Origin of the sequence: Microcella pacifica (genome assembly GCF_009371975.2) — a bacterium.
Taxonomy (GTDB): Bacteria; Actinomycetota; Actinomycetes; order Actinomycetales; family Microbacteriaceae; genus Microcella; species Microcella pacifica.
Map to the genome: position 1 here is coordinate 162,816 of NZ_VIKT02000003.1, position 24,332 is coordinate 187,147.

General features: G+C 69.6%; 19 protein-coding genes. 3 read left to right on the forward strand and 16 right to left on the reverse strand.

Annotated features, from left to right (window positions below; genetic code table 11):
* Nucleotides 1-9: 9 nt before the first annotated feature.
* The 11 genes from FK219_RS02915 to FK219_RS02965 form a co-directional block, all read right to left on the reverse strand.
* Entirely contained in the window at nucleotides 10-1,887 is a 1,878-nt protein-coding gene (locus tag FK219_RS02915) for a thioredoxin domain-containing protein (protein ID WP_152582205.1), read from the reverse strand.
* Between the two features lie 144 nt (nucleotides 1,888-2,031).
* Nucleotides 2,032-2,874 carry an aldo/keto reductase gene (locus FK219_RS02920; protein ID WP_152582206.1) on the reverse strand — a complete coding sequence of 281 codons (843 nt, stop codon included), beginning with the start codon at nucleotides 2,872-2,874 and terminating at the stop codon, nucleotides 2,032-2,034.
* Between the two features lie 34 nt (nucleotides 2,875-2,908).
* A complete protein-coding gene (locus FK219_RS02925; RefSeq protein ID WP_152582207.1) occupies nucleotides 2,909-4,039 on the reverse strand; it encodes a bifunctional 2-methylcitrate synthase/citrate synthase in 1,131 nt (376 codons plus the stop codon).
* Between the two features lie 78 nt (nucleotides 4,040-4,117).
* On the reverse strand, nucleotides 4,118-5,014 hold the full coding sequence (gene prpB, locus FK219_RS02930) for a methylisocitrate lyase (RefSeq protein WP_152582208.1): 897 nt from the start codon (nucleotides 5,012-5,014) through the stop codon (nucleotides 4,118-4,120).
* The gene (locus tag FK219_RS02935) at nucleotides 5,014-6,522 is read right to left on the reverse strand and encodes an MmgE/PrpD family protein (RefSeq protein ID WP_152582209.1); all 1,509 of its coding nucleotides are present in this window, start codon (nucleotides 6,520-6,522) and stop codon (nucleotides 5,014-5,016) included. Before FK219_RS02935 ends, prpB begins: the two co-directional genes overlap by 1 nt.
* Nucleotides 6,519-7,262 (reverse strand): GntR family transcriptional regulator, encoded by a 744-nt coding sequence (locus tag FK219_RS02940; protein ID WP_152582210.1) that lies wholly within the window; start codon nucleotides 7,260-7,262, stop codon nucleotides 6,519-6,521. Before FK219_RS02940 ends, FK219_RS02935 begins: the two co-directional genes overlap by 4 nt.
* A gap of 54 nt (nucleotides 7,263-7,316) precedes the next feature.
* A complete protein-coding gene (locus tag FK219_RS02945) occupies nucleotides 7,317-7,754 on the reverse strand; it encodes an ArsR/SmtB family transcription factor (protein ID WP_152582211.1) in 438 nt (145 codons plus the stop codon).
* A 227-nt stretch (nucleotides 7,755-7,981) separates the two neighbouring features.
* Nucleotides 7,982-8,800: an ABC transporter permease gene (locus FK219_RS02950; protein ID WP_235923698.1), complete on the reverse strand. Its 819-nt coding sequence runs from the start codon at nucleotides 8,798-8,800 to the stop codon at nucleotides 7,982-7,984.
* Nucleotides 8,797-9,729, reverse strand: coding sequence for an ABC transporter ATP-binding protein (locus tag FK219_RS02955; protein WP_152582212.1), 933 nt, complete (start codon nucleotides 9,727-9,729; stop codon nucleotides 8,797-8,799). The genes FK219_RS02950 and FK219_RS02955 overlap by 4 nt, the downstream gene beginning before the upstream one ends.
* Nucleotides 9,726-10,022 (reverse strand): transcriptional regulator, encoded by a 297-nt coding sequence (locus FK219_RS02960; protein WP_152582213.1) that lies wholly within the window; start codon nucleotides 10,020-10,022, stop codon nucleotides 9,726-9,728. The genes FK219_RS02955 and FK219_RS02960 overlap by 4 nt, the downstream gene beginning before the upstream one ends.
* Complete coding sequence (locus FK219_RS02965) at nucleotides 10,019-10,675, reverse strand: hypothetical protein (protein WP_152582214.1); 657 nt, start codon at nucleotides 10,673-10,675, stop codon at nucleotides 10,019-10,021. The genes FK219_RS02960 and FK219_RS02965 overlap by 4 nt, the downstream gene beginning before the upstream one ends.
* A 107-nt stretch (nucleotides 10,676-10,782) precedes the next feature.
* Between FK219_RS02965 and hrpA the strand changes: the two genes are divergently transcribed.
* Nucleotides 10,783-14,646 carry an ATP-dependent RNA helicase HrpA gene (gene hrpA / locus FK219_RS02970; protein ID WP_152582215.1) on the forward strand — a complete coding sequence of 1,288 codons (3,864 nt, stop codon included), beginning with the start codon at nucleotides 10,783-10,785 and terminating at the stop codon, nucleotides 14,644-14,646.
* Between the two features lie 415 nt (nucleotides 14,647-15,061).
* Here the strand turns inward: hrpA and FK219_RS02975 are convergent, their stop codons facing one another.
* Together FK219_RS02975 and FK219_RS02980 are read right to left on the reverse strand one after the other, a co-directional pair.
* Complete coding sequence (locus tag FK219_RS02975) at nucleotides 15,062-15,412, reverse strand: VOC family protein (RefSeq protein ID WP_328821581.1); 351 nt, start codon at nucleotides 15,410-15,412, stop codon at nucleotides 15,062-15,064.
* Between the two features lie 55 nt (nucleotides 15,413-15,467).
* A complete protein-coding gene (locus tag FK219_RS02980) occupies nucleotides 15,468-16,445 on the reverse strand; it encodes an acyl-CoA thioesterase (RefSeq protein ID WP_328821582.1) in 978 nt (325 codons plus the stop codon).
* A 39-nt stretch (nucleotides 16,446-16,484) separates the two neighbouring features.
* Here FK219_RS02980 and FK219_RS02985 point away from each other — a divergent pair, with 39 nt between their 5' ends.
* The gene (locus FK219_RS02985) at nucleotides 16,485-17,216 is read left to right on the forward strand and encodes a maleylpyruvate isomerase N-terminal domain-containing protein (RefSeq protein WP_152582217.1); all 732 of its coding nucleotides are present in this window, start codon (nucleotides 16,485-16,487) and stop codon (nucleotides 17,214-17,216) included.
* 25 nt (nucleotides 17,217-17,241) lie between these two features.
* On the opposite strand, the gene FK219_RS02990 is transcribed toward FK219_RS02985, so the two are convergent.
* From FK219_RS02990 to FK219_RS03000, 3 genes are all read right to left on the reverse strand, one after another.
* Nucleotides 17,242-18,984, reverse strand: a complete 1,743-nt coding sequence (locus FK219_RS02990; protein ID WP_152582218.1) for an amidohydrolase — start codon at nucleotides 18,982-18,984, stop codon at nucleotides 17,242-17,244.
* A gap of 35 nt (nucleotides 18,985-19,019) precedes the next feature.
* A complete protein-coding gene (locus FK219_RS02995) occupies nucleotides 19,020-20,003 on the reverse strand; it encodes a ribonucleotide-diphosphate reductase subunit beta (RefSeq protein WP_152582236.1) in 984 nt (327 codons plus the stop codon).
* A 209-nt stretch (nucleotides 20,004-20,212) separates the two neighbouring features.
* Nucleotides 20,213-22,702 (reverse strand): ribonucleoside-diphosphate reductase subunit alpha, encoded by a 2,490-nt coding sequence (locus FK219_RS03000; protein ID WP_328821583.1) that lies wholly within the window; start codon nucleotides 22,700-22,702, stop codon nucleotides 20,213-20,215.
* Between the two features lie 315 nt (nucleotides 22,703-23,017).
* Between FK219_RS03000 and FK219_RS03005 the strand changes: the two genes are divergently transcribed.
* Entirely contained in the window at nucleotides 23,018-24,223 is a 1,206-nt protein-coding gene (locus FK219_RS03005) for an MFS transporter (protein WP_152582220.1), read from the forward strand.
* The last annotated feature ends 109 nt before the right edge of the window (nucleotides 24,224-24,332 follow it).

Sequence of the window (24,332 nt, forward strand, 5' to 3'; positions counted from 1 at the left end):
GGGCCGCTCTCACTCCTGCCCGGTGAGGTCGTGCAGGGACGTCACCGGTAGTCCGCAGACGAAGTCCGTGCAGAGATAGGCGGTGGTGCGACCGTCCAGCGCGACCCGATCGGCGAGCAGGGCGAACCCTGCCGACACCCACTCCGTGGCCTGCGCGCTCGTGACAGCGAGCGCAACAGTTCCGGCGTCGTCCGTTGCGCGCGCGTAGTGCCTGAGGTCGTCGTCGGATGCGCCCTCGCGGCTCACCACCACGAGCTGTCGTGACGGCCGAGCGAGCGCCGTCGCGACCGCGAGCGTCGCCCCGAACCCGATCGGCCGGGAGACCGCGAGCGCCCCGAGCGGCCCGACGAGCCCCTCGGCGAGCGAGCGGTAGCGCGGCTCCGCGGTGAGCTGGTGCAGCAGGAGTGCCGCGCGCGAGAGCGCGGCCGTGCCGCTCGGCGCCGCACCCTCCTGAGGGTCGTCGACCGAGGCGAGCCCGTGGGCGACGAGCGTCGCGTCGTCGCCTCCGGGCGGGCGCACGAGCGGCCCCTGGCTCTCATCCGGCGGAACGATGCACGCGTCGATGAGCGCGCGCGCCTCACGTGCCCAGCGCACGTCGCCCGTCGTGATCGCGAGCTCGAGCAGGCCCACAGCGAGGTCGCCGTAGTCCTCGAGCGTCGCCGCGGCATCAGAGAGGCGCCCGTCGCGGCTCGCGCGGGCGAGCCGTGCCCGTCCGTGCTCGTCGTCGGGCAGCCGGTGACCGGCGAGCAGCTCGTCGGCGAGCTCGACGGCGAGGGCACGGGCGCGCTCGGCCACGCGGGCATTCACGAGACGTCGTCCTGCGACGGCGAGGCCGCCGATCGCCAGCCCGTTCCACGCTGTGAGCACCTTGTCGTCGAGCGCAGGAGGGTCGACCTCAGCGCGCTCAGCCGCCGTCAGCGAGTAGTAGCCGCCCTCGCTGCGCTCGCCATCGAGCACGCTCTCGCTGTCCTGCCCCGAGGCGAGCCCACCCGGCACGCGCAACACCACACCGAAGAAGTCGACGATGCCGGCGGCGGGCTGCTCGAGCCCCGCACGGGCATAGGCCTCGAGCAGGAGCGCGTTGTCGTAGAGCATGCGCTCGTAGTGCGGCTCGCTCCAATCGCGCCGGGTCGCGTAGCGGAAGAAGCCGCCTTCGACGGGGTCGCACAGCAGGCTCGCGGCGAGTCGCTCGAGGGTGCGCTGCGCGAGCGCAGCCGCGTCGTCGTCTCCCGTTGAACCCTGCGCCTGCAGGAACAGCAGCACGGGCGCGACCGGGAACTTGGGCGCCCCGCCGAACCCGCCGAACTCGCGGTCCTCGAACCCGATAAGTTCGGTCACGGCGTCGCCGAGCTGCTCCGCCGTCGGCAGGGCACCTGCGTCGCGGCGGGTGGCCTCGCGCAGAGCATCCTGCAGCCCTTCCGCGCTCTGCAGAACGTCGTCGCGACGTTCCGTCCACGCCTCCAGCACCGCCTCGGTCACCTGCCGGAACGACGGGATGCCCTGCATCGGCTCGGGCGGCAGATAGGTCGCCGCGTAGAACGTGCGGCCCTCGGGCGTCGCGAACACCGTGAGCGGCCACCCGAGCTGCTCGCTGAACGTGCCCGCCGCCGCGAGGTAGGCGGCATCGACCTGCGGATGCTCCTCGCGGTCGACCTTGATACTCACCACGCGCTCGTTGAGCCACTCGCCCATGGCCGGGTCGCTGAACGTCTCCCGCGCCATGACATGGCACCAGTGGCACGTGGCGTAGCCGATCGAGATCATCACCGGTACGTCGCGTCGCCGGGCCTCCACGAAGGCGTCGTGGCCCCACGGCCACCAGTCGACGGGGTTGTCAGCGTGCGAGCGCAGGTACGGGCTGACGGCGTTCTCGAGTCGGCGAGCCATGGCCGACACCCTACGGCCGCGGGCTCACAGACGGGTCGGGAACCGTGTCGGCGAGCTTCCACCCGCTCGGGAACACCTCACCGGGTCCGGAACGGGCGACGTGCTCCAGAACGGGTGAGATGTGCCGTCAGAGGAGACGGCGCGCTAGAAGTCGGTGGTGTCGGGGTGGGATCCCACGCGCTGGTCGCGGTCGGCGGCGGCGATCGTCGCCATCTCGTCAGCCGAGAGCTCGAAGTCGAACACGGCGGCGTTCTCGACCATGCGCTCGCGCTGCGTCGTCTTCGGGAACACGATGAGGCCCTCCTGCAGGTGCCAGCGGATCGCGACCTGCTGCACGCTCTTGCCGTGGCTCGCCGCGATGTCGGTCAGACCGGGCAGCTCGGCGAGCTCGTACTTGCCCTGCCCGAGGGGGCCCCACGACTCGGTGCGGATCCCCCACTGCTCCTGGTGCGCCCGCAGGGCGCGCTGCTGGAACGCCGGGTGCAGCTCGATCTGGTTGACGACGGGCGACACGTCGGAGACGGCGGCGATGTCGTCGAGGTGCTTCTCGAGGAAGTTCGAGACGCCGACCGAGCGGGCCTTGCCCGTCTCGCGCAGCTCCACCATCGCCTGCCACGTCTCCACGTGCTTGCCGTACTTCGGCGCCGGCCAGTGGATGAGGTAGAGGTCGACGTAGTCGAGGCCGAGGCGCTCGAGGCTCGCGTCGAGCGCGGCGGGCGTCGTGTCGGCGCCCTGGTCGCTGTTCCACAGCTTCGTCGTGATGAACAGCTCCTCGCGCGGGATGCCGCTCTTCGCGATCGCGCGACCCACGCCCTCCTCGTTCTTGTAGACGCGGGCGGTGTCGATGTGGCGGTAGCCGACCTCGAGGGCCTCGCTCACGACGCGCTCGGCCTCGTCGGGCTCGACGAGGAACACGCCGAACCCGAGCTGCGGGATCGTCTTGCCGTCGGAGAGGGTCAGGTTCGGGATAGGAAGTGCGTCAGTCATCCCGCCATCCTCTCGCACTCGTACGCGACCGCACTCAGGATGCGGCGGGAACGTGCCTCTCCTCGGGCCCGGTGTACAGACTCAGCGGGCGGATGAGCGCGTTCGCGGCGAGCTGCTCGCGCACGTGCGCCGTCCATCCTGTGACGCGCGCGGCGATGAACAGGGGCGTGAAGAGCGCCGTATCGAAACCCATGAGGTTGTAGGCGGGGCCCGACGGGTAGTCGAGGTTCGGCTTGATGTTCTTCGCCTCCCCCATCGCGGTCTCGAGCGCGTTGTACAGGTCGAGCACCTCGGGCCGCTCGTAGTGCTCGACGAGCGTCGCGAGGGCCGCGCGCATCGTCGGCACGCGCGAGTCGCCGTTCTTGTACACGCGGTGGCCGAAGCCCATGATCTTGCGCTTCTCGGCGAGCGCGGCATCCAGCCAGGCCTGCGCGCCGTCGGCCGAGCCGATCTCCTCGAAGACGTTCTGCACAGCCTCGTTGGCGCCGCCGTGCAGGGGGCCCTTGAGAGCGCCGATCGCGCCCGTGACCGCCGAGTACACGTCGCTCAGCGTCGACGCGATGACGCGCGCCGTGAAGGTGGAAGCGTTGAAGGAGTGCTCCGCGTACAGGATCATCGACACGTCGAAGGCCTCGACGACGACGAGCTCGGGCACCTCGCCGAAGGTCATGTGCAGGAAGTTCGCCGAGTAGCCGAGGTCGTCGCGCGGCTCCACGAGGTCCTCGTCGCGCAGGCGGCGCTGGGCGTAGGCGACGATCGCGGGCAGCTGCGCCCACATCCGGATGCTCCGCTCGAGCGTGAGGTCGGCATCGATCCACGTGGCGTCGGTCGTCAAGGTCTCATCGAGGGCTCCGAGCACGCTCACCGCCGTGCGCACGACGTCCATGGGGTGGGCGCTGAGCGGCAGCGCGTCGATCGCGTCCTTCACGGTCGGGTCGAGGTGCCGCATCGAGCGCTCGAGCGTCTCGAACTCGGCGAGCTGGCGCTCGTCGGGCAGTTCTCCGTGCCACAGCAGGTAGGCGACCTCCTCGGCCGTGCAGCGCTCGGCGAGCTCGTGCACGGGGTAGCCGCGGTACAGCAGCGAGTTGGTCTCGGGGTTCACCTTCGACACAGCAGTCTCGTCGACGACGACGCCCGCGAGCCCCTTCTTGATCTCGTCCGTCATGCTGCTCTCCTTCGCTCGGTTCTGCTGATGTCGCAACCGACTGCTGGGTCTAGCGGCCGGTGTAGGGCGAGGCCGCATTCAGCGGCCGTTGTAGGTATAGATGCTCGCGTCGAAGGCGTTGTACGCCTCGTAGTCGAGCAGCTCGTAGAGCCTCCCCCGAGTCTGCATGCTCGGCACCTCCGCGTCGAGGGTGCCGTCGGTGAGCAGAGTGTCGAGCCCACGCTCGATCGCCCCGAAGGCGATGCGCAGGAGCGAGACGGGGTGGATGACGAGGTTCACGCCGACATCGTGCAGCTGCTGGTGCGTGAAGAGTTCGCTCTTGCCGAACTCGGTCATGTTGGCCAAGATCGGCACGTCGACGGCGGCGCGCATCGCCGCGAACTCGTCGAGGCTCGCCATCGCCTCGGGGAAGATCGCGTCGGCCCCGGCGTCCTGGAGGGCCTTGGCGCGGTCGAGTGCGGCGTCGAGACCCTCCACTCCGCGAAGGTCGGTGCGGGCCATGATGACGAGGTCTGCGTCGCGGCGCGCGTCGACGGCCGCGCGGATGCGCTTGACCGCCGTGTCGGCGTCGACGACGGCCTTGCCGTCGAGGTGCCCGCACCGCTTGGGGTTGACCTGGTCTTCGAGGTGGAGGCCCGCGACGCCCGCGTCTTCGAGCTCGTGCACGGTGCGAGCCACGTTCATGGGCTCGCCGAAGCCCGTGTCGGCGTCGACGAGCGTCGGCAGGTCGCTCATGCGGCTGATCTGGTGCGCGCGCTGGGCGACCTCGGTGAGCGTCGTGAGGCCGATGTCGGGCAGCCCGAGCTCGGCGGCCATGACGGCGCCGGAGATGTAGGCGCCGTGGAAGCCCTTCTCCTGGATGAGGCGCACGCTCAGCGGCGTGAACGCGCCGGGCATGACCTGCAGCTCGCCGCTCGCGAGTCCCGCTCGGAAGGCCTGACGGCGCTGCGTGGGCGTGGTGGTCGTCGACAGCATCAGAAGAGTCCCTTCGGGGCGACGGGGACGGGGGCGCTGGGTGTCACGGTGAGGCCGCTGAGCTCGGCGGCGGTCAGCTGCGGCAGCCGTTCGGCGACATCGAGGAAGCGCTCGATCTCGGTCTCGTCGAGGATGCCCTGCGCGAGCATCCGGAACTTGGCCACGTACTCGGCGCGGCCGAAGGGCCGAGCACCCTGAGGGTGCGCGTCGGCGACGGCGATCTCCTCGACCACCCGCTCGCCGTTCGTCAACTCGATCTCGATGCGGCCGCCGAAGGCCTTCTCGCTCAGGTCGAGCGAGTGGTAGCGGCGCGTCCACTCCTTGTCTTCGACGGTCGTGATCTTCTGCCACAGCTCGACCGTGTCGGGGCGGGCGGCACGCTCGGGCGCGTAGGAGTCGACGTGGTGCCAGCCGCCGTCCTGCAGGGCTACCGCGACGATGTACGGGATCGAGTGGTCGAGGGTCTCGCGGCTCGCGGTCGGGTCGTACTTCTGCGGGTCGTTCGCGCCGGAGCCGATGACGTAGTGCGTGTGGTGGCTCGTGTGCAGCACGATCTGCTGCACGTTCGCGGGGTCGCGCAGTTCGGGCCGCTCGGCGCCGAGGCGGCGCGCGAGGTCGATCCAAGCCTGCGCCTGATACTCGGCCGAGTGCTCCTTCGTGTAGCTGTCGAGGATGCTCGTGAGCGGTTCGCCCTTCTCGGGCAGCGGCACCTGGTAGCGAGCATCCGGGCCACTGAGGAGCCACGCGATGACGCCGTCCTCGCCCTCGTAGATGGGGCTGGGGCTGGTCTGGCCGCGCAGCGCCCGGTCGACGGCCTCGACGGCCATCTTGCCGGCGAAGGCGGGGGCGTGCGCCTTCCACGTGGAGATCTCGCCCTTGCGCGATTGGCGGGTCGCCGTCGTCGTGTGGAGTGCCTGGCCGATGGCCTGGAAGATCGTCGCGCTCGGCAGACCGAGGAGGGTGCCGATGCCGGCGGCGGCGCTCGGGCCGAGGTGGGCGACGTGGTCGATCTTGTGCTCGTGCAGGCAGATGGCACGCACGAGGTCGATCTGAATCTGGTAGCCGGTGAGGATGCCGCGCAGGAGCGCGGCGCCGTCCGCACCCGTGTGCTGGGCGACGGCGAGGATCGGCGGGATGTTGTCGCCGGGGTGCGAGTAGTCGGCGGCGAGGAAGGTGTCGTGGTAGTCGAGCTCGCGCACCGCGACACCGTTGGCCCACGCGGCCCATTCAGGGCTGACTCGCTGGGTCTGCTCGAGGCCGAAGACGGTGGCACCGGGGCTGTGGGGGTGGGCTTCCGCCTGACCGCGCGCGGCGACGACGGGCGCGCGGCCGAGGCTCGCGACGGCGACGGCGGCGTTGTCGATGACGCGGTTGATGACCATGTCGACGGCGGCCTCGTCGAGGGGTCGGGTGGTGTCGGCGGCAAGGTCGGCGAGGCGGCCGGCGAGCTGCTCGCTCGGGGGCAGGTGCTCGCTGCTCTTGTGGGTGCGGATCTCGTAGGTCTTCACGGGTTCTCCTGACGGTCGTGAGAGGTGAGGTGGCTCTGGATGCTCGTGAGCGCGTTATGCAAGTGCAGCCGGGTGGCGGCGACTGCGCGTTCGGGGTCGCCGTCGGCGATCGCGTCGGCGATGGCGCGGTGCTCGGCGGCGGCGGTGAGCAGGCGTGCGTCGTCGTCGCGCGCGAGGCGGCGTACGCGCGCGAGGTGCAGGCGCACGCTCTCGATCGCGGCCGCGAGATAGGTGCTGCGCCCGCCGAGCGCGGTGTCGATGGCGGCGTCGAAGGCGGCGACGAGAGCGTAGTAGCCGTGGCGGCTGGTGTCGTCGTCGCGAAGGAATTCAACGGTGACGGACCCGAAGCGTGCGGCGAGCGCGCGGAACTCGGCGCGGTCATCGTGGGTCGCGCGGCGCGCGGCGAGGCGCGCGGCCTGCTCGTCGAGCGTGGTGCGCAGTTCGAAGAGCGCGACGACGTCGTCGGGGTTGATGCTGCTGACGAGGAGAGTGCGGGGGCCGCGCTCCTCGACGAGTCCGTCGGCGATGAGTCGTGCGAGTGCTTCGCGCACCGGCGTGCGGCTGACGCCGAGGCGCTCCGCCTGCTGAGCCTCGGTGAGGGGCGTGCCAGGCGTCAGGGTTCCGTCGACGATCTCGGCGCGCAGCGTCGCGAGGACGCGATCGGCCGCGGAGCGACTGGCGCGTGCACGCGGGCCCGCGCCCGGCGTTGCGCGCTGCAATCGCTCGCTCGTGTCGACCATTCCTCTACTGTATACATTGTTCGCTACTGAGTCGAGCAAACCCAACCCTACGGTCTATTTCGTATACATTACGCGCCGCCGTGCGCGGCAAGAGCGTTCGAGAGCGCTCGACCTCCTGATGCACCAGCACAACTCGGGGTCGTCGTCCTTCCAGCTCGGTGCCGGCTCGTGGCCGATGTCGTACTCGTGGCCGTCGAGGTCGAGGTCGTCGTACTGCGCCCCCTCACGCAGCTCGAGGATGCGCTCGATGAGGGCGGAGAGGGCGCCAATGACACGAGGGCTCAGCCGATAGACACGCACGTTCTCCGCGGGACGGCTGATGACGAGCCCAGCCCGAGCGAGCAGCGACAGGTGCTTCGAGATCGCTTCACGCCCGACACCGCGCTCGGTCTGCACGGCGTTCGCGATCTCGCCAGAAGCGTGCTCGCCACTCGCGAGAATCTCGATGATGCGCCATCGCACGGGCTGAGCCAGGAGGAAGAGGGTGTGCATTGGGCGAGTGTGCCTGCTGAGGCATGTGCCGTGAGAGGCACACTCGCGAAACGGGGATACCGGAGGAACCTTGCCCGCGGTGGAGGGAGCGGAAGGAGGGGAAGGGGCGGAGACGACGGCGGCGAAACGAGGAGCGGGAGGTAGAGGAGTGGACGTCGCGCTGCCCGGGTGGGCGGCGCAGGGGTGGGCGCCGGCGGGCGGGCGCAGGCCAGCGCCCACCCGCGGGCTCAGCGGTAGCGGCGCCCCTCGTCGCGGCGGTAGAGCCACAGCACGAGGGCGGCGGCGGCGAGGGTCCACGCGAGCGCGCCCGCGAGCATCCAGAGATCCGGCGCCGTGCCGTCGACCGCGCTGATCACGAGCTCTCGCGCATGCCGCGCCGGGATGAACCGCGAGAGAGCGTCGAGCCAATCGGGGAAGAACTGCGGCGGGAAGAACAGCCCGCCCGCGAACGCGAAGCCGAACATGCCCACCTGGATCACCGCGATCGCCGCCTTCGACGGGAACGCGTAGCCGATCGCCGCGCCCAGCAGCAGGAACGGGATGCTCGTGAGCGCGAGAACCACGAGCCCGAGCAGCAGTCCGCTCGCCGACACCGTCGCCGCCGTCGCGAACGCCCCCACCAGCAGCACGGGAATCATCGACGCGAAGCTCAGCGCGCTCGTCGCCGTGAGCTGGGCGCTGATGCGCACCGCGGGCGGCAGCGGGAGACTGCGCAAGTACGGGTCCCACGGCTTCTCGCGGTTCTCCGCGATCGTGAGCCCCAGATTGAACAGCGCGCTCACCATGACCGCGAACACCGACAGGGAGATGACCGCCTGCGTCGCCAGCACGGGGTCGTCCGCCACCGCCCGATTCGGCACGACGAAGAACAGGAGCGACATCGCGGGGAAGACCATCGAGCCGATGATCGCGATCGGCACGCGCAGCGTCTCCAACAGGAGCGCGCGCACGTGCATGCCGTAGAGCTTCACCATCGACACGCGACCGGAGGCACGGGTCTCCGGGGCGCGGGTCACTGGGTCGCGGGTGTCAGCGGCGGCGGTCATACGGGGATCCTCTCGGGCGATGCGGGGGTGGACACGGTCAGAGCGAGGAAGGCCTCCTCGAGGCTCGCCCCGCGCACCGCGAGACGCTCGAACGGCAGACCCGAGGTCACGAGAGTGCGCACGAACTCGTCGGAGTCGGCGACCGTGAGGTCGAGGCGGTCAGTACCGTCGCCTGAGGCCTCCCCACCCTCGGCACGCTCGGCGCGCACGACGCCCGCGAGCTCGGCGATGCGCTGCGCGCTCGGCGAGCGAAGCGACACGATGGACGACTCGACCCGCGAGCGCACGGCGTCGAGCGAGTCATCGGCGAGCACCCGGCCCTGGTCGATCACGACGACGCGATCCGCGAGCGCCTCGATCTCCTCCAGGTAGTGGCTCGTCACGACGACCGTCGCACCGTCGGCACGGTGGCGTCGGATCGCCGCCCACAGCCCATGGCGAGCATCCACATCGAGGCCCGTCGTCGGCTCGTCCAGCAGCACTAGGCGAGGGCGGCCCGCGAAGGCGAGCGCGACCGCGATGCGGCGCTTCTGGCCGCCCGACAGCGCCCCGCACTGGCGGCGCAGCAGATCCGCGAAGCCGAACTCCTCGGCCAGCTGCGCCGTCGGCACGCGGTCGGGAAAGTGCGCGGCGACGAGGTCGATGACCTCGCTCACGCGCAGGGTGTCGGGCAGCGCCGTCTCCTGCGGAGTGCTGCCGAGCTCGGCGCGGAAGCGCGCAAGGCTCGGGTCGCCGCCGAACAGCTCGACGGTTCCCGACGTCGGTCGGCGGCGGCCCTGCAGGAGCGTGAGCATCGTCGACTTGCCGGCGCCGTTCGGGCCGAGCAGGCCGAGGATCTCGCCGGAGCGGATCTCGAGACTCACCGCGTCGAGCGCGGTCGTCGACCCGAACCGTCGCGTGACGGAGTCGAGGCGGGCGAGGGTGGTCATTCTTCTCCTCCCAGCACTGCGCGCAGTGCATCGGTGTAGTCCTCGAAGGCGCGACGGCCGCGCCGGGTGAGGGTGACGAACGTGACGGGCGTGCGGCCCTGGTGGCTCTTCTCGACGGCCACGTACTCGGCCTCCTCAAGCTTCCGCAGATGCGTCGACAGGTTGCCCGCGGTCATGTCGAGCAGCTCCTGTAGCCGCGGGAACGTGATGCGGTCCCCCGGCTCGAGAGAGGCGAGCGTCGCCGTGATGCGCAACCGCGCAGCGGCATGGATGACCGGGTCGAGGTCGGTCATCGGGCTCGCCTGCTCAGCGACACCCGCATGACGATCGCCGCGACGAGGAATGCGCCGCCGCCGAGCACGGCCATGACGAGGTTGTTGGTCGGCGCGCCGAAGAGCGGGGCTACCGCACCGACCACGGCGATGATGACGCCCAGCACGAGCTGATCGAGGGAGCGCCAAAGTGCCGCCCCCATGAGATAGATGAGACCGGCCACGAGAGCGTACGCCGCCGGGTAGTAGAGCGAGAGGAGGGCGCCGTCGGCACCCGCTCTCGACAGGGCGATACCGGTCACGAACACCGCGGCCGAGCCCACCACCCAGCTGACGCCGTAGATCGCACCCGAGAACGCCGAATCGCCGCGCACACCGCGACCGATGCGCGCACCAACGACGGCCGATGTCACGATCGCCGCGACGAGCAACGCACCGAAGATCGAGCCCGCGAGCGGGAGCGGTAGCTGGAACCACGGGTTGCCGCCGTCGTATCCCGACCAGAGCGCGAGGAAGCCGAGGCCCCACGCGACTGCCCACACGCCGAGGATCCACGGAACACCGCCGAGCTGCTCGCGCTCGACCGACCGCTGCTGCTCGCGGATGAGTGCGAGCGCCTCGTCGGGGCTCTGCAGGGGCTCGTCGTCAACTGGTGGGGTGGAGTTCATGGTCATAACTACTTTGTACTGCAAACCACTTTGTGTGTCAACCGCACACGACGGGCGCGCGCGCAGAACCGACGAGCCGAACGATCAGAGCGCGACCCTAGACTGAAGGGCTCATGACTGCGCCCGCGAGCGGCCCCGTGCCGCGCATCCACTACCCGGCTGACCTGCCGGTGTCGCAGCGGCGCGACGACATCGCCACCGCCATTCGCGACCACCAGGTCGTCATCGTCGCGGGCGAGACCGGGTCGGGCAAGACGACGCAACTGCCCAAGATCCTGCTCGAGCTCGGGCGGGAGCGCATCGCCCACACGCAGCCGCGCCGCATCGCCGCCCGCACCGTCGCCGAGCGCATCGCCGAAGAGCTCGGCACCGAGCTCGGCGGGCTCGTCGGCTACAAGGTGCGTTTCACCGACCAGGTGGGCCGCGACACGCGCGTCACTCTCATGACCGACGGCATCCTGCTCGCCGCCCTCCGCGGCGACCGCGAGCTGAAGAATTTCGACGCGATCATCATCGACGAGGCGCACGAGCGCAGCCTCACGATCGACTTCCTGCTCGGCTACCTCAAGCAGCTGCTCCCCCGCCGCCCCGAGCTCAAGGTCATCATCACGAGCGCCACGATCGACCCCGAGAGCTTCGCCGCGCACTTCGCCAATGCGCAGGGCCAGCCCGCCCCGATCATCGAGGTGAGCGGCCGCACCTTCCCCGTCGAGATCCGGTACCGCCCGCTCGTCCCGGACGGCGCTGACATCGAGAACCTCACGGATCCCGACGACGACGAGAGCGACGGCCCCAGCACCCCCGGCGAGGCCATCGACATGCTCGACGGCCTCATCGCCGCGGTCGACGAGCTCGGCCTCGAGGGCGACGGCGACGTGCTGTGCTTCTTCAGCGGCGAGAACGAGATTCGCGACGCGACGGATGCCCTGCGCGGGCACCTCGCGAGCGCCGGCCCGCGCGGCGCCGCCACCGAAGTGCTGCCGCTGTACGGCCGCCTCAGTGCGGCCGAGCAGCACCGGGTCTTCGAGCGGCCCTCGCCGGGCATCCGGCGCCGCATCATTCTGGCGACCAACGTCGCGGAGACGAGTCTCACGGTGCCGGGCATCCGCTACGTCGTCGATACCGGGACGGCGCGCATCAGCCGCTACAGCGTGCGCGCGAAGGTGCAGCGCCTGCCCATCGAGCCGATCTCGCAGGCGAGCGCCAACCAGCGCTCCGGCCGCTCGGGGCGCACGAGCCCCGGCATCGCGATCCGCCTCTACTCGGAGGCCGACTACGAGCGACGGCCCGAGTACACCGACCCCGAGATTCTGCGCACCAACCTCGCCGCCGTCATCCTGCAGATGATTTCCCTCGGCCTCGGCGACATCGCGCAGTTCCCGTTCCTGCAGCCGCCCGACAAGCGCGGCATCAAGGACGGGCTCGACCTGCTGACGGAACTGCAAGCGATCACCACGAAGGACGGCGAGCCGCGCGTCACCAAGGTCGGCCGCGAGATCGCCCAGCTGCCGCTCGACCCGCGCTACGCGCGCATGGTCGTCGAAGCATCCAAGCTCGGGGTTGCGCGGGAGGTCATCGCGATCGTCGCGGGGCTGAGCATCCAAGACCCGCGGGAGCGGCCGGTCGAGAAGCGCGAGCGCGCCGACCAGCTGCACAACCGCTTCCGCGACCCGACGAGCGACTTCATCTCGCTGCTCAACCTCTGGAACCACCTGCAGAAGCGGCAGCGCGAGCTCAGCGGCAACCAGTTCCGCAAGGAGGTGCGGGCTGAGTTCCTCAACTATCTGCGCATTCGGGAGTGGGCGGATGTTGAGAGGCAAGTCAGACGGCAGACGAAGGGCGTCGGCAAGCATCCGGCAGACGGAGTAGACGGAGCCGACGCAACAGCGATTCACAAAGCGATCCTGAGCGGCCTCCTCTCGCACATCGGCCTGAAAGACCCCGCGAAGCGCGACTACCTCGGCGCGCGACAGCGCCGCTTCGTGCTCTTCCCCGGCTCGGGTCTCGCGAAGAAGCAGCCAGACGCCGTCATGGCCGCCGAGCTCGTCGAAACGAGCCGCCTCTTCGCGCGCACGGTCGCCGTCATCGACCCGGCGTGGGCCGAGCCCCTCGCGGGCGACCTCGCGAAGCGCCAGTTCAGCGAGCCGCGGTGGGAGAAACGCCAAGGCTCCGCCGTCGTCACCGAGAAGATCACGCTCTTCGGCGTGCCGATCGTGCCGCGCCGCCGCGCGCAGCTGTCGCGCTTCGACGTGCCGCTCGCGCGCGAGCTGTTCATCCGCCACGCCCTCGTCGAGGGCGACTGGGATGTCAGTCGGCTCGACAAGCGCATCACCGCGTTCCTGCGCGACAACGCGGCCCTGCGCCGTGAGCTCGAGCAGCTCGAGGAGCGCAGCCGGCGCCGCGACATCCTGCTCGACGACGAGCGCATCGTCGAGTTCTTCGAGGAACGCATTCCCGCAGACGTCACCGACGTGCGCCGCTTCGAGCGGTGGTGGCGGGATGCTCGAGCCGAGCATCCCGACCTGCTCACGCTGCGCCGCGCCGACCTCGTGGAGGTCGAGGAGGAGCCCGAGCACGACGCCGACGCCTACCCGACCCGGCTCACGCTGGGTGACCAGACGCTCACGGTCGGCTATCGCTTCGAGCCCGGTGCCGCCGACGACGGCGTCACCGTCACCGTGCCGCTGCCGCTGCTGCCGCGCCTCGACGAGAGCGGCTTCGACTGGCTGGTGCCCGGCCTGCGGCACGAGCTCGTGACGGCGCTGCTCAAGACGCTGCCGAAGGCGATCCGCCGCAACGTCGTGCCCGCGGCGGACTGGGCCCGCAAACTGCTCGACGCCGTGCCGCCGGGGGCCGACCTGCGCGAGTTGCCGCTCACCGAATTTCTCGCGCAGGAGATCCGGCGGCAGACGTACACGCCCGTCGACCCAGATGACTTCGAGCTCGACCGACTGCCCGCCCACCTGCGCATGGGCTACGCGGTCGTCGACGACCGCGGGCGGCGCCTCGCGCGCGGCACCGACCTGCGCGCGCTGCAGGCGAAGCTGCGCGAGCGCACGCGCGACTCGGTCGCGCGCGTCGCGACCGCGGCGGCCCCGAACCCGATCGAGCGCGGTATCACCGCGTGGGAAGCCTCGATCGGCGACGGCGGGCGACTGCCGCAGCAGCTCGACACGCGTCGCGGCGAGACGACGATCCGCGCCTACCCGGCGCTCGTCGACGAGGGCGCGAGCGTTGCCGTGCGCGTGCTCGCGACGCCTGAGGAGCAGGACCGCGCCCACCGCGCGGGCGTGCGCCGCCTCGTGCAGCTCGGCGTGCACTCGCCCCTCTCCTACATCCAGGAGCACCTGACGAGTGCCGAGAAGCTCAGCCTCGGCGCATCGCCCTACCGCTCGACGGCCGCGCTCATCGACGACGCGCTGCGCGCCGTCATCGACGCAGAACTGGATGCCGCGTCCGGTGTCCCCCGTGACCTCGCCGCCTTCGAGGCCGTGCGCGATCGCGTCAACGCGGGCTTGCCCGACCGTCTCTTCGGCGTCGTCTCAACGGTGGCCGGAGTGCTCGCGGCGGCCCGCGAGGCCGACGCGGCGATCAGTCGCGCCTCCTCGCTCGCGCTCATGGCGCCGCTCGCCGACGCGCGCGAGCAGCTCAACGCGCTCGTGTTCGACGGCTTCATCGGGCGCACGGGGCTCGAGCGCCTCCCGCGCCTTGCCGTCTACGTGCGGGGCATCAGCTACCGCGTCGAGCGCCTCGCCGAGAACCTCGGGCGCGATCGCGCGTGGATGCTCGAGGTCGCCGAGGCTGCCGAGCTCTACCGCCGCGCGGGCGGGACTCTGCCCCTCGCCTCCGACTCGCCAGCTCAGATCGTGGAAGCCCGGTGGATGCTCGAAGAACTGCGGCTGTCACTCTTCGCGCAGCAGCTCGGAGCCCGCGGACCGATCTCGGTGCAGCGCATCCGGAAGGCGCTGAGAGCCTGAACGGAACATCAGGCATTACTCCGTGTGTAGTTGCCGTGGTTGGCGCCTGCGCGTAGCTGGGCGAGTGACGATCCAGACTCCGACGACAGCCAGACAGAATCCGATCACTCCCACGATGGTGGCGACCCAGTCCGGGGAGGCCACGACGGTTGTACCGCCGGCTGAGTACGAGCACTCGAGTCCCAGCGGCCAGAGGGACAAGCGTGCGACGGGGTCAAGGCTCTCGGGCACGGTCTCCGGGGGCAAGCCCGGCGGTGGCACCACGTGCCGGCAACGGTCAACGGCGTCTGGGCGCGAGTAGAGAGAAACGAGCAGTAGCTCGAAGGCGGCGATTCCCGCGACGAGTATCCAGATGACGATGGAGGTGAGTGAACGTACCGGCTTCCGTAGGAATCGTGGCCCGGCCCCCTCGCTCTCAGCGATGCTGGTCGATGAGGATCGCATTGCCGTCAGGGTCGCGCAGCGTGATGTGGGCGGGGCCCTCGCCATCGGCGGCAACCTTCTCGTCGAGCTCGATGCCCCGATCGAGCAGCGACGTCTCGATCTGCCGCACGTCGGTGAAAGGGTCGACGTCTTGCGCCTCGGCCGACCACCCCGGATTGAAGGTGAGGATGTTGCCCTCGAACATTCCCTGGAACAGGCCCAGGTTCGTCGTCCCGTTGCGCAGAATCAGCCACCCCTCCTCGGCCTGCCCGCCGACGACCTCGAAGCCCAGGGCGGAGTAGAACTCGCGTGACGCCGCCAGATCCTTCACGGCCAGACTCACAGAAAAAGCCCCCAGATCCATCACCATCTCCTCGTCATCTCGTGTGCCGCCGACTCTAACCCTCACGCCCTCCCAACGCGAGGAGAGAGTCGGGCATCGGCGGAACACGGCGGCGAAGACGGGCCAGCTCGACAGCGTGCTCGTCGAGCCGGCGGTCTTCGTCGGAGTCGAGGGTCAGCGCTGGCACCGGGAGTGCGCGCCCTGTCTCCCCCCGATCAACGAAGACGCTCATGCACGTCGTCGTGAGTTCGAGCTCGGAGGGCCGACGTGCGCTGCCCGCACGCACGTGCACTGCCATATGCATCGAGCGCTCGCCCGTGTGGATGAGGCGCGCTGTCACCTCGACGAGGTCGCCGATGGCGATCGGCCGGGCGAACTGGATGCCTCCCGAGTAGACGGCGACGGCGTTCTCGCTCGACCAGCCGACCGCGCAGGCGTAGGCCGTCTCATCGATCCAGCGCATGACCGTGCCGCCGTGCACGTTGCCACCCCAGTTGACGACCGACGGCGAGGCGAGGAAGCGGAAGACGGTGCGAGGCGCGGTGCCCGCCTCGGTGTAGCTCTCGGCATGCATCGCTTCGCGAATGATCCCGCGCAGCGCGACTCGACGCTCGGCGCTGGACCGGGCCGAACGCTCGTCCTCAGTGCTCGGCTCCCACAGGGGGACAGGGGTCGATGCCCCGTTCTCGTCGACAGCGACGAAGACGAGGATGCAGTGGGTCGCGATCGAGAACTCGCGCGTGCGCGGGCTCGCGGCCTCGACGACGACGAGCACCTGCATGCTCGTGCGGCCCGTGTGGACGATGCGCGCGTGCGCCTGCACAAGGTCGCCGGGCGCGATAGGCCGCGTGAAGTGCACGTTGCCGACGTAGGCGGTCACGCAGTAGCTCGCGCTCCAGCCGACGGCGCACGCGTAGCCGGCCTTGTCGATCCACTCGAGCACGCTGCCGGCGGCGACGGTCTGCCCGCCGACGGCGGCGTCCATGGGCTCGGCGAAGAACTGCAGCGTGATCCGATCGGCGCGAGTGTCCACACCACGATTGAACCACTCCCCGGCGGCTAGGCTCGCGGCATGGACGAGACAGCACGCCGCTCTCTCACCCGGTTCGACCACCTCTCGTCCGCGCTCCTCGACGAGGTCGATGCGCGCAGCGCCGAGGAGGCCGTGCACTCGGCCCTCTGGCCGACGGTCGGAGCGGTCGCGGGCCACGTCACCGCCGTCTACCGCTGGGTCACCGAGATCGTGCGCACCGGCGCGCCCGCCGATCGCGCAGAGTCGCCTCTCGACGACGACACCAAGACGACGGTGCTGCGGGATGCTCGCGACGAGCTGCTCGCCGAGCTCGAGAGCGACGACCGCGAGTGCTGGGTGATCGGCGGCACCACCGGCACGACCGCCTTCTGGCGGCGCCGCATGGTGCTCGAGTCGCTCAAGCACCTGCTCGACGTGCGCACTCCCCCGTCCTCCCACTTCGCCGTGCCGACCGCACTCGATGCCGAGCTCGCCTCCGACGGCCTCGACGAGTTCCTGCAGGTGTTCCTCGCCCGCAGCCGGTCGTCACTCGACCCCCTGCCCGGCACCGTGCGCCTCGCCGCTACCGACATCGACCGCACGTGGACCCTCGCGCCCGACTGGTCGCTCGACGACGACACGGAGGTGACCGCAACGATCGAGGGGTCGGCGGCCGTGCTCTTGCTCCTCCTGTGGGAGCGGGCGAGCGCGCTCGACGAGCCCGACCGGTTCCGCATCACGGGCGACGCCGCGATAGTGCGTGCGCTCGAGAGCACGCCGATCCACCGCTGAGCGCGCCGCGCGCCCGACGACCGGCTCAGCCGTGCACGAGTCGGCCCGCCACCCAGGTGCCCACGCAGCGGGTGGCGTGGATGCTCTCCGCGGGCCCCGCGAACGCGTCGCGGTCGGTCGCGACGAGGTCGGCCACGGCCCCGACCTCGATGACGCCCGTGACCTCGGGGTCGCCAGGCCCGCGCCCGTTGATCCACGCCGACCCGGCCGTGTAGGCGCCGAGCGCCTCGGCCAGGGTCAGGGCCTCGTGCGCGAGGAGCGGCTCGGGGTCGAACTCGGGGTCGTCGGCGGGCAAGCGCCGATTCACGGCGACGTGGATCGCCTGCCACGGGTCCGGCGTGGAGACGGGCCAGTCGCTGCCCGCGCACAGCACCGGCCGAGCATCCCGCCCCTCCGTTCCGACGCCCGCACGCAGGATGCTCGCGAACGGGTACTGCTGCGCGCCGCGCTCGGCACCCACGACGGGCAGGGTGAGCTCGCGCATCTGCGGCTCGTGGCAGGCCCACACTGCCTGCGCGTTCGCGGTCACGCCGAGCTCGGCGAACCGCGCCGCGTCGTCGGGATGCACGAACTGCAGGTGAGCGAGATGGTGGCGCCGCGCATCCGCCGCCTCGCGGTCTGCCCAGCCGTTGGACACGCGCGCCGCCGCGAAGCCGTCGAGCGCCTCGCGCACGGCGCGGTCGCCGATCGTGTGCACGTGCACGGAGAGCCCCGCCGCGTCGAGGGCGACGATCGCGTCGGTGAGCGCCTGCCCGCCGACGAAGGGGAGCCCGCGCGGGTTCTCGCTCGCGCCGAAGGGCCCGAGGTACGGCTCGAGCATCGACGCGGTGCCGTTCTCGACGACGCCGTCGGCCATGATCTTGACGGCGGAGAGTCGGAAGCGCGCGGCGGGCCCAAGGCGGGCGGCGAGAGCGTCGCGGCGGGCGACGAGCTCGGGCACCTGCTCGGTGCCGCGATCGCGATCCCACCACATGGCCCCGACCACGTCGGCCGTGAGCTCGCCGCTCTCGAGCGCGGCTGCGTACACGAGCGCCGTGTCGGAGGCGCCGAAGTAGGAGCCGACGATCGCGTCCTGCCAGCCCGTCACGCCGACCGAGTGCAGGTAGCGCTGCGCCTCAAGCAGCGCGGCGTGCTCGTCCTCGGCCGTGGTCGGCGGCGTGAACTGCGAGACGAGACGCGTGGCGCCCTCGTGCAGCGTGCCGGTGGGGCGCCCCTCGGCGTCGCGCTCGATGCGCCCGTCAGCCGGGTCGGGCGTCTCGGCGTCGATGCCTGCCACACGCAGGGCTGCCGTGTTGGCCCACGCCCCGTGGTGGTCGCGGTTGAACAGCAGCACGGGCCGGCCGGGCACGACGGCGTCGAGCGCCTCCGCGGTGGGCGTACCGCCGGGAAAGGAGCTCATGCTCCAGCCGCCGCCCGTGATCCACTCGCTGCCCGACACGTCACTGCGGGCCGGATGCTCCCGCGCATGCCGCGCGACGACCTCGAGGTACTCGGCCTCGGTCGACGCCGAGGTGAGGTCGCAGCCGAGTCGCTCGAGCCCGCCCTGGATGGGGTGGATGTGCGCGTCGACGAACCCGGCGTGCAGCATCCCACCCGCAAGATCCACCACGTCCGTGGCCGGCCCGCGCCACGCGCTCAGGTCGGTGTCGATCGCGGCGATGCGCCCGTCGACGACGGCGACCTGCAGCCGCTCGGGGGCGCGCGCAACACCGCGGCCCGGCCCCCGGTAGACGACCCCTCCCAGGAAGAGGGTGTCAGCGTGGGGCACGGGCCGCGGTGGTCGGTCGCGAGGGCGGTCGGCGACTAGGCCGAGGTCTTCGCGTTGACTTCGTACGAGGTGTTCGTCGACTCGAAGAAGTTGACGAGCTGCAGCGTGTCGTTCGCCGTCGCCATCCACTTCGCCGGGTTCGAGACGTTGTACTCCGTCTCGAAGCCGAGCTCCTCGAGGCGACGGTCGGCCAAGTACTTCACGTACTGGTTGATGTAGTTCGCGTTGAGGCCGAGGATGCCGTTCGGCAGGAGGTCGTGGTTGTACTGCTCCTCCATCTCGACCGCGTCGAGGATCATCTGGCGGATCTCGTTCGCGAACTCCTCCGTCTGCAGGTCTTCGTTCTCTTCGAGCACGGTCAGGATGAGGTTGATGCCGAACTTCAGGTGGAGGCTCTCGTCGCGCACGATCCAGTCGACGAGCGAGCCGAAGTTGCGCAGCAGGTTCCGCTGGCGGAACGAGAGCGCGACCATGAAGCCCGAGTAGAACCAGATGCCCTCGAGGATGACGTTGTAGGCGACGAGATTGCGGATGAAGTCCTGCTTGCCCTCAGTGGTCGTGATGTCGAGGGTGTCTTGCGTCATGCGGGTAATGAACTTGACCTCGAACTCCTCCTTGCGCGCCATCGACGGCACGCTCACGTGCGAGTCGTAGGCGGCCGTACGGTCGATCGGGAAGGTCTCGAGCACGTACTCGAAGCTCATGCAGTGGTTCGCTTCTTCCCACATCTGCTTCGCGAGGTAGAGGTGCGCCTCGGGAGCCTTGATGTACGGGTAGACGCCGAACGCGAGCGCCTTGTTGACGAGCAGCTCGTTCGGGTTGAAGTAGCTCATCAGGAAGGTGATCGCGTGACGCTCTTCGTCGGTCATCTTCTTGAAGTCGGCGATGTCTTCGCCGAGCTGGATCTCGTTGGGGAACCACGTGTTGGCGACCGCCTGGTCGTACAGCTCCATCGCCCACTTGTAGGTGACGGGCTTGAGCAGCAAGCCCTCCTGGATGCCGGTGCCGAGAATGCCCATGGTCAAGAACTCGTCTTTCTGGTCGTCAGTGCACCGGTGGCCGGTGCGGGTCAATAGGGAGCAAACAGGGGTGGATGCTCGTGCCGAACGCTGCGCCTACTGGCAGCTCTCGCAGTGCAACTCGTCCATCGGGTCGATCGGCACGAGGTAGTCCACCTCGCTCGTCGCCCCTCCAGAAGCCTGGGGATCGCGCAGCCTTCGAGTGCGCATCAGGACTCCGCCGACTTTCCCGCGCCGCCGAAGCCGAAGCCGCGCTTCGGCCCGGACGCGCCGACGGTCTCGGTCTCGGTGCTCGCGGGTGCGGCAGAGCCGGCCGATGCGGCCCCGAAGCCCTTGCGCCGCGTGCTCGAACCGTCGCCGCCGACGGTCTCCGACTTGTTGACCTTGACGGTCGACTGCTCGGCGGTGTGGCGCGGCTTCATGTGCAGGTAGTACGTCGTCTTGACGCCCTTCTTCCACGCGGCCGAGTAGATGTCGAGCATCTCGTCGACGTCGCGCGTCTCGAGGTACATGTTGCGGCTGATGGCCTGGTCGATCCACTTCTGGGCACGCGCCGCGACTTCGAGGAAGGCGTACGGCGAGAGCTGGAAGCTCGTCTTGTAGGTGGCCTTGACGTCGTCGGGAATGGCGCTGATGCCCTGGATGTCGCCCTGGCTGCGCAGGATCGACTCGCGCACCGACTCCCACAGCCCTCGCTCGCGCAGCGTCTCGACGAGGTTGCGGTTGACCTCGAGGAACTTGCCCGAGCTCGTGGAGCGGCTGAAGATCTGCGAGAACTGCGGGTCGAGACCCGGCGTAGTGCCGGCGACGAGGCCGATGGATGCCGTGGGTGCGATGGCCATGAGCGTCGCGTTGCGCATGCCGCCCTTGACCTTCTCGCGCAGGGCGTCCCAGTCGAGGCGCGTCGTGCGGTTGACCTGCACCTCGACGCCGCGGTCGGCCTCGGTGAGGTCGATCGTGTCGAGTGGCACGAGGCCCTGCGACCAGCGCGACCCGGCGAAGTTGTCGTAGGAGCCGCGCTCCTTCGCAAGCTCGGCCGACTCGTCGATCGCCGCGTAGGAGACGTGCTCCATGATCTCGTCGATGAGGTCGAAAGATTCCTCCGAGTCGTAGGAGTAGCCGAGCTTCTCGACGACGTCGGTGAAGCCCATGACGCCGAGGCCGATCGCGCGGTTGGTCGTGTTGGCGTGGTCGGCCTCGTCGACGCTCGACACGGTGATGTCGATCAGGTTGTCGAGCTGGCGCACGGCGAGCCGCGCGCTCTCGGCGATCTTCGCGAAGTCGAGCCGGCCATCCACGATGTGACGGCTGAGGTTGATGGAGGCGAGGTTGCAGACCGAGATGTTGTCGCGGTCCTGCGGCAGGCAGATCTCGGTGCACAGGTTCGAGAGGTGGATGGTGCCCGTGTTGTTGTTGATCGCGCGGTTGTTGATCGTGTCCTTCCACGTGAGCCACGGGTGGCTGGAGGACTGCAGCGAGATGAGGATCTGCTTGAACTGCTCGCGCGCGCCGATCTTCTTGAACATGTTCAGCTCGCCGCGCTCGGCCATCGCCACGTACTCGGCGTAGCGGGCGGAGAAGGCCTTGCCGTAGAGCTCGTTGAGGTCGCTCACCTCGAGCGGGTCGAAGAGGTACCAGTCCTCGTCGTTCTGCACGCGCTTCATGAACTCGTCGCTGATCCACACGGCCGTGTTGGCGGTGCGCGTGCGGCGGTAGGGGTCGCCGGAGTTCTGGCGCAGGTCGAGGAACTCCGGGAAGTCCATGTGCCAGTTCTCCATGTAGAAGCACAGGGCGCCGAACTTCTTGCCGCCGCGGCTGACCGCACGCAGCACCGAGTCGATCGTGTGCATGAACGGGATCGGCCCGGTGGAGGTCGTGTTGTTGGAGCGGATGGGCGAGCCCTGCGCGCGCAGCTTGGTCACGGAGAGGCCGATGCCCCCCGTGCCCTTCGTGAGCCACATGACGTCGCGCACGCTCTTAGCGATGTGCTCGATGTCGTCCTGCATCTCCATGACGAAGCAGTTGGAGAGCTGCGGGTAGCTCGTGCCAGCGTTGACGAGCGTGGAGCCCGCGGCGAGGTACTCGAGCGCCGACATCTTCTTGTAGAACGCGATGGCGTGGCTCGTGGGGTCGGCCTCGTTGAGCGAGAGGCCCATGGCCACGCGCATCCAGAAGTACTGCGGGGTCTCGAGGGGCTGACCGTTGCGTGCCTTGATGCCGTAGCGGTTGTTGAGGGTCACGACGCCGATGTACTTCAGCAGGTCGTCGTGCGCGGGGTCGAGCGCGGCGGCGAGCGCCTCGAGGTCGAAGGCGTCGGGGAAGCGGGAGTCGAGCAGGTTCTCGCTCACGCCGCGCTGGATGTACGCGGCGAAGTGCTCGCGGTGCAGGTCGCGCAGCTCGTCGGGCGTGGAGTAGTCGCCGAGCACGCGCTTGTAGATCGTCTTGAGCAGGAGGCGCGCGGCGACGGTGTCGAACGCCGGGTCGTCCTTGACGTTCTGCAGGGCGACCTGGATGACGGCCTCGTCGAGCTGCTGCGTCGTGATGCCGTCGAAGAGGGTGAGCTCGAGCTCGCTCGCGATCTGCGTCACCCACGTGATGTTGTCGTCGAGGCCCTGCGCGGCGTGCTCGATGGCGAGGTTGATCTTGTTGGCGTCGTACGCCTCTCGGCTTCCATCGCGCTTGACAACGGTGATGCTCACGTGGCCCACTCTCCTTCTTACGCCGCCGTCGGCGCCATTCTTTTTTCGATGCGGCTGGAGCCGTCTGTGGTCAGAAAAAGCCCGGAATCCCGGGCCGATCGCGCGATTCCCCCCGCGCGGTTCCATCACTATATAGCGGGGCTCGGACATTCTTGACACCCAAGATGTAGTGGGCGTGTCGTCCACAGCTGTGCATAAGTTCGCCCGGTTATGCACAGCTTTTCAGCGACCACCGACACGGCACGAGAGACCCTTCCCCGCCCGGAGATACGGGAATGTGTCCACCTGGCCAACAGGCTCTAGGCTGGTGCCCTTGTGAGTGGATACGGCGACCTGTTGAGAACTCCCGGCGTGGCGCGCATCATCTCTGCGCAGCTGACAGCCCGGCTGCCCTCCGGCATGCTCTCGCTCGCCTTCCTCATCCACATCGAGGGCATCTTCGACTCCTACGCGGCCGCGGGCCTCGTGCTCGCGGCGACGAGCGTGGGCCAGGCGGTCGCCGGCCCCCTCACGAGCCGGTGGATGGGAGCCCTCGGCATGCGCCCCGTGCTCGTCGTCACGCTCATCGTGTGCGCCACGGGCATCCTGCTCATCGCCTTCGCACCCATGCCCATCTGGCTGTACATGATCGTCGGTCTCGTCACGGGGCTGTCGACCCCGCCGATCCAGCCCGCCGTGCGCACGATCTACCCCAAGATGGTGACCTCGCGCCAGCTGACGCCGCTGTTCTCGCTCGACGCCTCGGCGCAGGAGATCATCTGGATCATGGGGCCGGTCATGACGGTCTTCCTCGCCACGCAGGTCTCGAGCGTCATCGCCATCGCCGTCGCCGCGGTGTTCCTCATCGGCGGCGGAACGTGGTTCATCGCGTGCCCCGAGGTCGGCAAGGTGCGCATTCCGCGCAGTCGGCGTCGCATGGGCGTCGTGCTGCGCAACCGCGCCGTGCTGCTGTCGACCATCACGGGCTTCCTGCTCATCGGCTCGGCCGCGTCGATCGAGGTCGGCGTCGTCGCGGTGTTCGGCGAGGAGGGCGCAGAGGCGGGCATCCTCTTCGGCATCTGGGCGATCGCCTCGCTCATCGGCGGGCTGTCGATGGGCCATCTGCCGATCGGCCCCTGGGCGCTCGCCCGGCGCATGGGCATTCTCTTCGTCGGCATGGCCGCCGCGCCATTTGCCCTCGAGTTCTGGTGGCTCGCCTTCGCGCTCGTCATCGCGGGCATCGGCATCGCGCCCGCCCTCGCCGTCATGTTCGCGATCGTCTCGGCGAGCGTGAAGTTCAGCGAGACCGCGGAGGCGTACGGGTGGCTCGGCACCGGCCAGCTCATCGGCGCAGCCTTCGGCTCCGCCGTCGCGGGCTTCCTCATCGACGAGATCGGGCCGCTCGGCGGGTTCTACACGGCGATCGGCTTCGCCCTCCTCGGCGTCATCGTCGCGAGCGCCTTCCACGGCTGGCACCCCGACCTGCGCGGCCGCGATGCGAGCCCCCTGGCCGACACGGAGCCCGTGCAGCAGATCAGCTGATATGTGACTGATTCCTGTCAAGTGGCAGGGGAAAGAGCGCCCGGAGTGATCATGCTCCGGGCGCTCTTTCGTGTGGTCGGCGCAGGTCGCGTGGGTGTCGTGCGTGTCG